Source organism: Mesorhizobium sp. UC74_2, assembly GCF_042701485.1.
GTDB lineage: Bacteria > Pseudomonadota > Alphaproteobacteria > Rhizobiales > Rhizobiaceae > Mesorhizobium.
This window is the reverse complement of record NZ_CP170562.1, coordinates 4162961-4175344: the sequence shown is the minus strand read 5'-3', so window position 1 is coordinate 4175344 and position 12384 is coordinate 4162961. Positions and strand designations below refer to the sequence as shown.

The following is a 12384-nucleotide window of genomic DNA, read 5'->3' as shown; positions in this document are numbered from 1 at the left end:
CATGGCCGGCAGGCCTACCGATGCGCAATTCCCGAAATCAAGGCGTTGCCATGAACATGCAGCAATCCCGGCCGCCTGAAGCCGCGCCCGTTACGCGCAGCGCCAGCGAACGTCCGTTCGAGCCGCTCGACTACGGCCTCTATGCGCTCACCGTCGTTGCCTGGAGCCTGTCCTGGTACGCCATCGAGTTCCAGGTCGGCACGGTGGCCAACGAGGTCAACATCGTCTGGCGGTTCGCCATCGCCACCGCGCTGATGTTCGGCTGGGTGGTTTTGAAGCGTGGCCGGCTGCGTTTCGCCCTGGCCGACCACATGCGCTTCGTGGCGCTCGGCATCCTGATGTTCTCGTCCAATTTCCTGCTGTTCTACTACGGCGCCGGCTACCTGGTCTCCGGGCTGCTGTCGGTGGTCTTCTCGCTGGCTTCGGTGATGAACATGATGCTTGGCGCCGTGGTCATGCGTGAAAGGCCGTCGCCGCGCATCCTGCTTGGCGGGCTCACCGGTTTCTGCGGCATTGCGTTGATGTTCCTGCCAGAGATCATCGGGCACGATCTCGGTGGTGGCACGCTGGTCGGGCTTGCTTTCTGCGTCGCCGGCACGCTCTCCTTCTGTGTCGGCAACGTGATCTCGGCCGCCGGCATGCGCAAGGGCCTGCCGCTCGTCTCGATGAACGCCTGGGGCATGTTCTACGGCACGCTGTGGTCGGCGATCCTGGCCTTGCTGATGGGCCGCACCTTCACCGTGGTGCCGACGGTGGCCTATTTCGGCTCGCTGCTGTTCCTGGCGGTCGTTTCCACCATCATGGGTTTTGCCGCCTACCTCACGCTGCTCGGCCGCATCGGCGCGGCGCGCGCCGGCTATGCCACGGTGTTGTTCCCGATCTTCGCGCTGCTGGTCTCGACCGTGCTCGAAGGCTACCGGTGGACCGCCTTCGCCATCGTCGGCCTTGCGCTGGTCGCCATCGGCAACGTGCTGGTGGTGCGCAGCGGTCGTCGCTAGAGCGTTTCCGCCTTTTATCGGAACCGCTCTGGCTCTTTGCTTTACGCGATTCCGGACGGAAAACCGTCTCTTACCAGCCTGGCATGATCTGGCTGGGCTTGGTGCGCTTCATCTTGGTGAAGGCGAGCGAGGCGAAGTCGAAGCTGCCGGGTTCTTCGTTCATCGGCACCGAGATGTTGTCGAGGCTTTCGGCGATGTGGCGCGCCAGCGCTTCGACGATTTCCGGACGGCTGGTCTGGCCGCGCATCAGGCCTATGCGGCAGTCGGGCAGCAGGCCGAAGCCGTCGGCTTCGCCCAGTACCCGCATGCCGGGACGCAGCGCGCATTCCGGCAGCACCGAGATCGCCAGCCCCGACAGCACTGCCGCCGCGATAACCGTTGCCGAGAAGGATGAGAACAGGATGCGGTAGTCGCGCCTCATCTCGTCCAGGACATCGCAGGCGGCACGGCGCCAGATGCAGTTTGGCCGGCCGAAGGCCATCGGCAGCACTTCTTCCTCATGGGTGGCGTGGTTGGCGGAGGTGACCCACAGCAGCGGTTCGCGCCGCACCACTTCCGACTGGCCGCGTGCGTCGTTGTGGGTGACCAGCGCCAGGTCGAGATGGCCGCGCTTGATCTGCTCCACCAGGCCGGGCGTCGGTTCGCAGGTGACGGTGAGTTCCACGCGCGGGTTGGAGCGAGCAAAGCGCGCCATGATCTCGGGCAGGAAACGGTCGGCATAATCGTCCGGCGTGCCGATGCGGATGGTGCCCTCCAGCCGGTTGTCGTCGAAGGCGGAAAGTGTCTCGCGGTTCAGATAGATCAGCCGGCGGGCGTAAGACAGAAGCCGGTCGCCATCCTCGGTCAGCTTGTTGGAGCGGCCATCCTTTTCGAACAACGGCTTGCCGATGCGCTCCTCCAGCCGTCGCATCTGCATCGACACCGCCGACTGCGTGCGGTGCACCTCTTCGGCGGCGCGGGTGAAGGACCCTGTGTCTGCGATCGAGATGAAGGTCTGCAACTGGTCGAGGTCGAGCGGCGCTTTCATCGGTATGATCCATCATCGTTTTTGATGATTTTGATAGAAACCATTCGTCGAAGAAATCGAGCTGTCGGCTCCATTCATCATCAGAGTTGATGATAGAGATTAAAAACATTCGTTGGATTAATCAATCGCGGCGTGGCATTTATTCAATTGTCCATATGAGCGCGTGTGAAACGGCTTCGGACCGCCTTTTTGGCGGTGCGGAACCCTGCTGCGCGCGGTTTCGAGGAGAAGATCCATGACCACGTATGATTTCGCCCCAGAGAGCGCGCACATCACCGCGACCCCGGCTGCTGCGACGCGTGTGTTCAATCGCATGATCGGCTTTTTCCATGCCTGGCAAAACCGACGCACCTTCTATCGCCTCGGCGAGATGTCTGATGCGGAACTGGCCGATATCGGTCTGACCCGAGCCGATCTCTCCGTCGCCATCGACCTGCCCTTCGGTTCGGATCCGACGGTGAAGCTGCGTTCGATCGCCAGCGAGCGTATCGCCTCGATCGAGGAACTGGCCCGCAGGGTAGCCTGATCTTTCGCCTCGTGTTCCGGCCTCCAGCGGGACACGGCGGAACAAGGTTGCTGCAGGTTTCCCACTCCCTTCCGGCTCGACCCAGCCGGGACCTGCGCACCGCCCGGTCCCCCCACGGACCGGGCTTTTTCTTTTTTGGGAGCACGTTTTCCCTTCTCCCCTTGTGGGAGAAGGGACCTCTCACACCATCGCCGGGTTGAGCCGCGCGAAGCCTTCCTGGCGGTGATAAGGGAAGTGCGGGTATGGCGCGGTCACGCTGCTTGCGGCATCGAGCCTGGCGACCTGTTCCGGCGTCAGCGACCAGCCGACGGCGCCGAGGTTCTGGCGCAACTGCTCTTCGTTGCGCGCGCCGATGATGACGGAAGACACCGTCGGCCGCTGCAGCAGCCAGTTGATGGCGATCTGCGGCACGCTCTTGCCGGTCTCCTTCCCCACCTCCTGCAGTGCATCGACGACGCGGTAGAGATGTTCGTCCTCCACCGGCGGACCGAAGTCGGCTGTCTCATGCAGCCGGCTGCCGGCAGGGATCGGAGCGTTGCGGCTGATCTTGCCGGTCAAGCGGCCCCAGCCGAGCGGGCTCCACACCAGCGCGCCGAGGCCCTGGTCCTGGCCGAGAGGCATCAGGTCCCACTCATAGTCGCGGCCGACCAGCGAATAGTAGACCTGGTTGGCGACATAACGCGACCAGCCGTGCCGTTCCGACGCCGCCAGCGACTTCATGATCTGCCAGCCGGAGAAGTTGGAGACGCCGATGTAGCGCAGCTTGCCGGCCTGCACGAGACCGTCGAGTGTGGAAAGTACTTCCTCGACCGGTGTGTGCGCATCGAAGGCATGCAACTGGAAAATGTCGATATGGTCGGTGCCGAGCCGGCCGAGCGCGGCATCCACCGCCTCGATCAGCCGGCTGCGCGACGATCCCCATTGGTTCGGCCCGTCGCCCAGCGGCAGGCTGGCTTTGGTCGAGATCAGCACGTCGTTGCGCCGGCCCTTGATCGCCTCGCCGAGCACGGTTTCCGACGCGCCGTCGGAATAGACGTCGGCGGTGTCGAACAGGTTGACACCGGCCTCCAGGCAGATGTCCACCAGCCGGCGGGCCTCTTCGACACCGGTATTGCCCCAGGCGCTGAACAGCGGCCCCTTGCCGGCGAACGTGCCCGCGCCGAAGGACAGCACGGGAACTCTCAGGCCCGATCTGCCGAGATTGCGGTATTCCATCTTAGAAGTCTCCATCTGCCAATGATGGCTAGATAGAAGCGCATCGTTTCGTGAGCCAGAGTGGTGAAAGGCACAGGATTTGTGAACTCAGGTCACATCCTGTTCGAACTTGCCGCGAGACGGATGCTAGAGCGTTTCCGTTTTTCACGGAAACGCGGAAACGCTCTAAGTTTTGTTTTCGTCGCACTTTTGTAACGCCAAGTGATTCCACTTGGCTACAAAATGCTCTAGGCGATCTGCTCGATACGGCATCGCGCGCACAGGGGATATGCCTGCAGGAACGGTCCCACCCGCTGCCGCATTTCCTCGAATTTGCGTCCATACATGTAAAGCGCCGTCTCCGTTGGTCCCTGCCAGTGGCTTGCCACATGGCCGATGCCTTCCAGCAGGCGCTGGCACTCGGCATGGACGTGGTTGGAATCGCAAGTCCGGTAGACTTCGTCCGGAAGATCGGTGCCGTTCAGGTAAAGGGCGAGGCCTTCATGCGTGCCGAAAGCGATGCGCTGGTTGTTCTGGCTCGGCAGCAGCAGATGCGACCCTCTGGGCGCCAGCATCGCGCCAAGAACGCCCTTCACCGTGTCGACCGCCTTGTCCGAGAATTCGTCGATTTCGATCTCGATGTCGCATTGGCTGACTTCGCCGTTGGCCTCCAGCAAGGTGCCGCCACCCACCGTGCGGATGCCGAAGCCCTGTTCCGACATGGCCACGTCGAATGCGTCTTCGATCTCGCCGCGGTCCAGCGGCTGTAATCTGGCATTCAGCACGGCCACCACGCGGACAGGAGCGGCTTTTTTCTTCCCAAACAAGCCGAACATGCATGGTCCCCTCGATCCAGCGCCGTGGAGACTGCCGCACACTCGTTAAGGAATTGGCTTACCGGCGGTCCATGCCTTTGAGGAACTGGTCGAAGATGCTTTCGACGCCCTGCTGGTAGTCGTCGCGCTGCTGGCGGCCGCTTTCGAACATCTTGCCGAAGATGTCGTCATAAGGGTTGCGCGCCCGACCGCTCGGGTTCGGTTCGGGTTCCGGAGCGCGACGCTGCGGGGCAGGGTCGGGCGCCTGCTGTGCGCCGCCCAGCATGTCCTGCAGGATCTTGCCCCAGGGATTGTTGTCGCCGAAAGGGTTTTGCGGCTGCTGCGGCTGCGGCGCCTGTTGCTGTGCGCCGCCGCCGAACATGTCCTGCAGCACCTTGCCGAGCGGATTGTCGCCCAGCGGGTTGTTGCCGAACGGGTTCTGGCCCTGCGGCGCCTGGCGCTGCTGCGGCTGCCCGCCCATCATGCCGCCACCCTGCCGCATCATCTCCTCGATGATCTGGCCGAACGGGTTGTTGCCGCCGCCGAAACCGCCGGCCTGCATCTGGTTGGTGGTCTGCTTGAACAGCCCGCCCATCACCATCGAGGCCAGCACCGGCAGCATCTGCTGCAACACCTGCTGGCCGACGCCGCTGGCCTGTGCAGCCTGCGCCGCGACGGCGCGCGACAGGTCCTTGGAGCCGAACAACTGGCCGAGCACATCGTTGCCCTGGCTCACGCCCTGCGGCGAAAAGGCCGGGCTGCATTGTCGAAATACTGACCGTACTGGCCGCTGGCCATCGCGTTCATGAAGGTGCCGACGCCATAGGGGTCGGCGGTGTTGCGCTTCAGGCCCTGGCTGAAGGCGGGCAGCAGTGCCTCGACCGCTGCCTGCGTCTGCTGCTGGCTCAGGTTGAACTGCCGTGCCAGCGCCTCCATGCCGTTGCCGTTCTGGGACTGGTTCAGCATGTCGAACAGGTTCAGCACGTCTTGCTCCTCCTCAGCCTATGCGCTTCTCAAGCAATTCCAGCAAAAGTGCGCTGCGGTTTTGCGTATCAAGGGGAGCGTAGAGCCTTTCAATGCAGGATTGAAGTGGGCAATTGGCTCGAGCGTTTCGATCGCATTCGAGCCATCTGGACATCGTCCATGCGCAACGGCGATCAAATGGCGGCACCCGGAATCGGCCATAAGGAGAAAATCTTCATGGGAGAGCGCATGGATCCCGTCGGCAAAGCCCTGTGGCTTATCGAGCACCGCTTCGGGCAAGCCATTTCGCTGGCGGATGTCGCCGAGGCGAGCGGCGTCTCGCGCTTTCACCTGTCACGGGTGTTCGGGGCCGCGACCGGTCACACGGTGATGGGTTATCTGCGCAACCGTCGCCTGGCCGAGGCGGCCCGGGCGCTTTCCGCAGGCGCGCCGGACATCCTGGCCGTGGCACTGGACGCGGGCTACGGCTCCCATGAAGCCTTCTCACGGGCCTTCCGCAGCCATTTCGGCCTCACACCCGAGCAGGTGCGCGCGCAAGGCCATCTCGAAAACCTGAAACTACTGGAGCCGATCAGGATGGATCACAGTCTTCTCGTCGACTTGGAAGCGCCGCGCATCGAGGACGGCCAGGTCTTGCTGATTGCCGGTCTCGGCGAGCGTTATACATTCGAGACCAATGAGGGCATTCCCGCGCAGTGGCAGCGTTTCGGGCCATCGATCGGCAGCATCCCCGGGCAGGTCGGATGGACGTGCTACGGCGTTTGCTGCAACGGCGACGATGCCGGTAATTTCGAATACATCTGCGGCGTGGAAGTCCGCGATTTCTCCGCCATCCCGGCGGAACTGACCCGCATACGAATTCCGGCTTGCCGATATGCGGTGTTTACCCACCGGGGGCATATCTCCGCGATACGCAGCACCGTCTATACGATCTGGAACAAGTCCCTGCCGGAAGCGGGCCTCGAGACGGCATGTGCGCCGGATTTCGAGCGTTATGACGGGCGTTTCGACGCTGCGAGCGGTTTCGGCGAGGTCGAAATCTGGATTCCGATCAAGTGATGCATGTCAAGTGATGCATGGACTGGAGCCTGGCGGTTTTCGGCCGGCTCCAGTGAAGATCGCGAATTTGTTCTCCCGGCGTAAGACCAAGACGCAGGCCTCAATACGCATACTCCAGGAACACCGGCTCGATCGAGTCGCCCCAGCGTGTGTGGTAGGCGGCCAGCATCTCTTCGGCGCTCGTGGTGCCGCGCGCCACCACCTCGTCCAGCGTAGACAGGAACGAGGTTTCGTCGAAGCCGTCGCGGTTCAGCCTGTTGCGGTTCCTAAGGCCCATGCGCGACAGCGCAAGCGTTTCGCGCGCGACTTCGCGCAGCGTGGTCGTGCGGAACGACGTGCCGATGCCTTTCTCCGGCACCGCGTCGCGCATCGCCCTGACTTCCTCATAGCTCCAGTCGCGTGTCATCGCCTCGGCCGCGTCGAGCGCCGCTTCATCATAAAGCAGGCCGACCCAGAAGGCCGGCAGCGCGCAGATGCGCCGCCACGGGCCGCCGTCGGCGCCACGCATTTCCAGGAAGCGCTTGAGGCGCACGTCGGGGAACAGCGTCGACAGATGGTTGGCCCAGTCGCCCATGGTGGGCAGGCCATCCGGTACCTGGTTGCGCGCCGCGCCTTCCATGAACTGGCGGAAGGTGATGTGCGTCATGTCGTGGTAGCGGCCGTCACGGATGATGAAATACATCGGCACGTCGAGCGCCCATTCGACATAGTCGGCGAAGCCGAATTCGGGGTGAGAAGCAGAAGTCGAGCAGGCCGGAGCGCTGGTTGTCGGTGTCGCGCCAGATGTCGCCGCGCCAGCTCTGCAGGCCGTTGGGCCGGCCATCGGTGAAGGGTGAGTTGGCAAACAGTGCGGTGGCCAGCGGCTGCAGTTTCAGTGAAACCTGCATCTTGCGGCGCATGTCCGCCTCGCTCTCGAAGTCGAGATTCACCTGGATGGTGCAGGTGCGGTACATCATGTCGAGGCCCTTGGTGCCGACCTTGGGCATGTAGCGCGTCATGATCTCATAACGCGACTTTGGCATTTGCGGCGTCTCGGCAAGCGTCCATTTCGGGCTGCCGCCGAGACCGAGGAAGCGGATGCCGAGCGGCTCGGCGATCTCGCGCACCTGTGCCAGGTGGGCATTGCCTTCGCGACAGGTCTGGTGGATCGATTCCAGTGGTGCGCCTGAGAGCTCGAACTGTCCGCCCGGCTCCAGCGAGATCGCGCCCTGGCCAGTCGGCTCGACCAGGCCGATGATGCGGCCTTCATCCAGGATCGGATCCCAGCCGAGTTTCTCCTGCATGCCTTCCAGGATCGAACGGATGCCGCGGTCGCCGCCATAAGGCACCGGCGCATGGCCGTCGACATAGAAGGGGAATTTTTCGTGTTCGGTGCCGATGCGCCACTCGGAGCGCGGCTTGTTGCCCTTGGCCAGGTAGTCGACGAGTTCGTCCATGCCCTCGATGGGTCGGAAATCGGTCGTGTCGCGTGCCATAAAGCCCCTCTTCGGTGGCGGATCGGTAAATCGCCGCGCGCTTGATGAACGAAATGTCAGGAGGCGATCAAGCAAAAAATCCTGAGCCAATCGTCAACAGGATTTGATCGCGCTGCAATTGAATATTGTCTAGAGGGGGCGTTGCCCTTGTGCCACCCTGACAAGCGTGGCCGCCGCAGCGCCCGCGCTCTCCATGTAGGAGGGGTCGCGGTTGAGCAGGACGGTGGCGAAGGAGCCGTCGAGCAACAGCAGGATCTGGCGCGCCAGCAACTCGGCGTCCCTGATCCCATCGGCCTCGAAAACGCCCTTCATCCAGTCTTCGAAGCGCTTCTTGTGGGCGATGCCGATACGGATCGCCGGATGGCCCGGCATATCGGCCAGTTCGGCGGCGGTCCGCAGGAAGCCGCAACCCTTCCAGGCCGGACGCCTGGCCGCCTGTCCGAGCGTGTGGAAGATGGCGGCGACCTTGTCGGCAAGCTCGCCCTCGCTCTCCGTGAACCAGTGCCGGAACAGCCCGAGATTGGGCTGGTCACGCCGCTCCAGATAGGCGGCGATTAGCTCGTCCTTGCTGGCGAAATGATAATAGAACGTGCGCTTGGTGAGCCCGGCTTTTTCGGCCACGGCATCGACCGACACCGCGCGCACGCCCTGGCCGTAGAACAGCTTGGAGGCGGCTGCGACGATGCGCTCGCGGGTCGTGTTGGCAGTCGGTTTCATAAGTCTATGTATACCGACTAGTGAGTGTAACAACAAGCTGGTCTGGGCTATGTCGTATCTCATGCATCTTGTGCTCGAGAAGTGACCTGCCATGAGTGTTTCAGCGCTGATCCAGGAAGCCCAGCCGATCGGGATCGCCGCTGCGGACGCTGTGCTCCTGGGCGGCCATTTCTGGCCGCGCGTAAGCGGGCCGGCTGCCGGCACCGCCATCATCAATCCGGCCACCGGCGTTCTGGCCTGCTACTACCACCATTATGCCCGCTTCCTTGCCGTGCACGGTTTCGATGTCGTCACCTACGACTATCGCGGCATCGGCGCCTCACGCCCGGCACAGCTGCGCGGTTGCGGCTATCGCTGGCGCGAATGGGGCGAAAAGGACTTCGAGGCGGTGCTGGCCTGGGTTCTCGCACGCGACGGTTCCGCTCCTGTCTCCGTCGTCGGCCATAGCGTCGGCGGCGCTTTGCCGGGGCTGGCCGGTCATGCGCCGGCCATTCACCGCCTGCTCTCGGTCGGCGGGCAGTTCGGCTGCTGGCGTCACTACGCGCCTGCGCGTCGCAGCCGCCTGTTCCTGAAATGGCATGTCGCCATGCCGGCGCTGACGGCGCTGTTCGGCTATTTCCCCGGCCGCCGCCTGGGTTGGCTGGAGGACCTGCCCGCTGGCATCGCCTACGAGTGGGCCTTTCGCCGGCCATATCTGGAAGACAACTATCCGCAACGGCAGCGCGAAGCCGTCCTGCGTGGCTTCGACGCCGTGACCGCACCGATCCTGGCGGTCACCATGTCCGATGACGACATCGCCACCGTGCCGGCGATCAGCGCCGTGCTCGATCGTTATCGCGGCGCACAGCGCACGCAGATCCTGCTCCGGCCCGCCGATCTCGGCCAGGAAAAAATTGGCCACTTCAGCCTGTTCCACAACCGCCACGCCACGGGCTTTTGGCTGGATACGCTGTTGTGGTTGCGCGACGGGGTCAATCCGCCGGCCCGACAAGGAGGTGGGGAAAGGTTCCTCCTCTCTTTGTGGGAGAAGGTGACGATGCTCTCTACCAGTCCCCGACTGTCGCCTGCATCACCGCCAGCGCTGCCACGGCGGCGGTGTCGGCGCGCAGGATGCGAGGTCCCAGCGGAATTGCGGTGACGAAGGGCAGGGCGCGCAGCATGCGGCGCTCTTCGTCGGAAAAGCCGCCTTCGGGGCCGACCAGCAGCGCCAGCTTCTTTTCCGATATCGCCTGCAAGGCGGGCAGCGGGTTGTTGGTCGAGGCATCCTCGTCGCAGAACACCAGCCGCCTTTCCTTGTCCCAGCCGGCAAGCAGCCGCTCGAACTTGACCGCCTCGCGCACCGCCGGAACGGCCAGCACGCCGCATTGCTCGGCGGCTTCGACGGCGTTGGCATGCATGCGCTCGGTCGTGATCTTGCCTTGCGTGTGCTGGGTCAGCACTGGCTGCAACACGCCGGCGCCCATCTCCACCGCCTTCTGGATGAGATAGTCCTGCCGCCCGACCTTCAGCGGCGCGAAGCAGTAGACCAGATCGGGCAGCGGCGGTTGCGGCCGTTGCTGCGTCTTCACGGTGAGCCGCACCGCCTTCTTCGTCCTCGCGGTGATTGCGGCTGTCCATTCACCGTCGCGGCCGTTGAAGGCCAGGAGTTCGGCGCCGTCGGCGAGGCGCAGCACATGCATCAGGTAGTGGCTCTGCTGGGTGTCCGGTTCGAACTCGACACCGGCCGACAGATCGTCGGGCACGAACAGCCGTTGCATTTTGTAGTTGGCGCGCATGGCCGAGCAATGCGGCAGGCCTTGCCCAAGGTCAAGCCGGGCTGACGGTATTGCCGGCAACGACGCCTGGAGCGTTTCCGCTCAACGGAAACGCTGAAACGCTCCAACTCTTTATTTTGTGCAATTCCGGACGCAAAACCGCTACGCACTTTTGCTGGAATTGCACACCAGGGGTCGGTTTTACCTCATCGCCAGCGGGACGGCTCGCCTAGCTTTGTGGGACGATGATGGAGGGCATGCATGAGCAAGATCACACGCGGCGGCTGCCTGTGCGGCGGCACCACCTATGAACTGCGCGGCGACCTGCGCCCGGTCGTCGCCTGCCATTGCCTGCAATGCCGCAAGACCTCGGGCCACTATGTGGCGGCAACGCAGGTGGCGGCTGCCGACGCGGTGATCGGGGGCAATACGCTGAACTGGTTCCGCTCCTCGGATGTTGCCGAGCGCGGCTTCTGCAAGGTCTGCGGCTCCAACCTGTTCTGGCGCCGGTTCGACAGCGACCGGCTCTCCGTCTGGGCTGGCACGATCGACGGCCCGACCGGTCTCAGGATGGAAAGCCAGCTCTATCCCGAATGCGCCGGCGATTATTACGATCTGCCCGATGTGCCTTCCATCGCCCAGGAAACGTTGAAGTAGGCTGGTTGGTCATCCGTTTGCAGCGTTTCCGGCTCGCCTGAAACAGTCGCGATATTCGCCCGGAGGCGTGCCGTATCGCGCCTTGAAGGTCCGGCTGAATTGCGTCTGGTCGCCGAAGCCCCAGCGATAGGCGATCTCCATCACCGTCTGGCTGTTGGCGGGGTCCTCGAGCGCTGCCTTGCAGGCGGCCAGGCGCAATTCCCGCACCCAGCTGGCCACCGTGCGGTCCATGTCGCCGAACAGGCCGTGCAGGTAGCGCGTGGACAGGCCACAGGCGCGCGCTATCAGGTCGGGATCAAGTTCCGGGTTTCTCAGATTGGCGCGGATGAAGGCTTCGATGCGCGCCAGATGGGCATTGCGCACCGTCGAACTCTTCGACATCAGGATGCGGTCGTCGGCCCTGATCGCCAGCGCCAGCAGGTCGACGAGTTGCCGCCCGACCGCGATGCGGGATTCGGCGTTCATGGTGTCGAAGCGCGCCGGCAGCAGATGCAGCATGTCGGTGAACAGGCCACCCGCGCCGTTCGCCGCATCGAACTGCAGCGAGCAGAAACGGTCCGGACCGTGCACGCGATCGGCGAGCGCCCGCGACTCGACCTTGAGCACCCAGAGATCGGCAGGATCGGCGTGGCTGAATTCATACGGCTCGTGGCTGCGTTCCAGGAAGAACCCGCCAGGCGAACAGCTGATCTCACTGCCGCCCTGCGAGAAGAACACTTCCGAACGCGCCGGTACGGTGACCAGGAACTCTTCCTTGCGGGCGGCGCGGAAATGGTGGGGCAGGCGCAGATATTGCAGGGCGTCGGAGGTCAGGCGCGAGATCGAGACGTCGCCGAACTGCCAGATCGTCAGGTCGCCCGAGAAATGGTCGGCGTTCCGGAATTTCAGGTCGAGTGGAAAATAGGCGCCGGCGATGGCCTGGTGCCAGTGCCGGCTCCGGTCTGCGGGGCGCGTCGCGCTTGTTGTGACACTCGTCTTCATGCTCGATCCGACGACGTTACCGAAGACTAGGCACCGTCGCCGCGGAACGCAACGTGCGTGTCGGCCAGTGCACGCAACGTCAATTTTTTGTTCGCGCAGCGCAAAGACCGCGCCTGCAAAACCTGTTTCGCTTGGGCGGCAACGGTGCATCAGACACCGTGCGGGAACAAAAAGTGCGATGGGCCGCAGGCCTCGTT

Annotated in this window: 11 protein-coding genes and 2 pseudogenes; 5 read left to right on the top strand and 8 right to left on the bottom strand. The window is 63.6% G+C overall.

Annotated elements, in window-relative coordinates:
• Positions 1–50: 50 nt before the first annotated feature.
• Positions 51–998, top strand: a complete 948-nt coding sequence (locus ACFJIU_RS20275) for a DMT family transporter (protein ID WP_379062913.1) — start codon at positions 51–53, stop codon at positions 996–998.
• 70 nt (positions 999–1068) lie between these two features.
• Here the strand turns inward: ACFJIU_RS20275 and ACFJIU_RS20270 are convergent, their stop codons facing one another.
• The gene (locus ACFJIU_RS20270) at positions 1069–2025 is read right to left on the bottom strand and encodes a LysR substrate-binding domain-containing protein (RefSeq protein WP_129411258.1); all 957 of its coding nucleotides are present in this window, start codon (positions 2023–2025) and stop codon (positions 1069–1071) included.
• Between the two features lie 235 nt (positions 2026–2260).
• Between ACFJIU_RS20270 and ACFJIU_RS20265 the strand changes: the two genes are divergently transcribed.
• On the top strand, positions 2261–2551 hold the full coding sequence (locus ACFJIU_RS20265) for a DUF1127 domain-containing protein (protein ID WP_379062911.1): 291 nt from the start codon (positions 2261–2263) through the stop codon (positions 2549–2551).
• A gap of 180 nt (positions 2552–2731) precedes the next feature.
• On the opposite strand, the gene ACFJIU_RS20260 is transcribed toward ACFJIU_RS20265, so the two are convergent.
• The 3 genes and pseudogenes from ACFJIU_RS20260 to ACFJIU_RS20250 all read right to left on the bottom strand — a co-directional run bounded on the left by ACFJIU_RS20260 (position 2732) and on the right by ACFJIU_RS20250 (position 5496).
• Entirely contained in the window at positions 2732–3766 is a 1035-nt protein-coding gene (locus tag ACFJIU_RS20260; RefSeq protein ID WP_379062909.1) for an aldo/keto reductase, read from the bottom strand.
• A gap of 227 nt (positions 3767–3993) precedes the next feature.
• Positions 3994–4581, bottom strand: coding sequence for a hypothetical protein (locus ACFJIU_RS20255; protein ID WP_379062907.1), 588 nt, complete (start codon positions 4579–4581; stop codon positions 3994–3996).
• A 58-nt stretch (positions 4582–4639) separates the two neighbouring features.
• Positions 4640–5496: pseudogene (locus tag ACFJIU_RS20250) on the bottom strand (DUF937 domain-containing protein).
• Between the two features lie 276 nt (positions 5497–5772).
• Here ACFJIU_RS20250 and ACFJIU_RS20245 point away from each other — a divergent pair.
• Positions 5773–6603, top strand: coding sequence for a GyrI-like domain-containing protein (locus ACFJIU_RS20245; RefSeq protein WP_379073176.1), 831 nt, complete (start codon positions 5773–5775; stop codon positions 6601–6603).
• 100 nt (positions 6604–6703) lie between these two features.
• Here the strand turns inward: ACFJIU_RS20245 and ACFJIU_RS20240 are convergent.
• Positions 6704–8078, bottom strand: a pseudogene (locus ACFJIU_RS20240) (glutamate--cysteine ligase).
• Between the two features lie 129 nt (positions 8079–8207).
• Positions 8208–8795, bottom strand: coding sequence for a TetR/AcrR family transcriptional regulator (locus ACFJIU_RS20235; protein ID WP_379062905.1), 588 nt, complete (start codon positions 8793–8795; stop codon positions 8208–8210).
• A gap of 91 nt (positions 8796–8886) precedes the next feature.
• Here ACFJIU_RS20235 and ACFJIU_RS20230 point away from each other — a divergent pair, with 91 nt between their 5' ends.
• Positions 8887–9933, top strand: a complete 1047-nt coding sequence (locus ACFJIU_RS20230) for an alpha/beta fold hydrolase (RefSeq protein ID WP_379062903.1) — start codon at positions 8887–8889, stop codon at positions 9931–9933.
• Here ACFJIU_RS20230 and ACFJIU_RS20225 read toward each other — a convergent pair.
• On the bottom strand, positions 9839–10570 hold the full coding sequence (locus ACFJIU_RS20225) for a 16S rRNA (uracil(1498)-N(3))-methyltransferase (protein ID WP_379062901.1): 732 nt from the start codon (positions 10568–10570) through the stop codon (positions 9839–9841). The genes ACFJIU_RS20230 and ACFJIU_RS20225 overlap by 95 nt on opposite strands.
• A gap of 240 nt (positions 10571–10810) precedes the next feature.
• Here ACFJIU_RS20225 and ACFJIU_RS20220 point away from each other — a divergent pair, with 240 nt between their 5' ends.
• Positions 10811–11206, top strand: coding sequence for a GFA family protein (locus ACFJIU_RS20220; RefSeq protein WP_379062899.1), 396 nt, complete (start codon positions 10811–10813; stop codon positions 11204–11206).
• Positions 11207–11215: 9 nt separating this feature from the next.
• On the opposite strand, the gene ACFJIU_RS20215 is transcribed toward ACFJIU_RS20220, so the two are convergent.
• Positions 11216–12187 (bottom strand): helix-turn-helix domain-containing protein, encoded by a 972-nt coding sequence (locus ACFJIU_RS20215; protein WP_379062897.1) that lies wholly within the window; start codon positions 12185–12187, stop codon positions 11216–11218.
• Positions 12188–12384 lie beyond the last annotated feature (197 nt).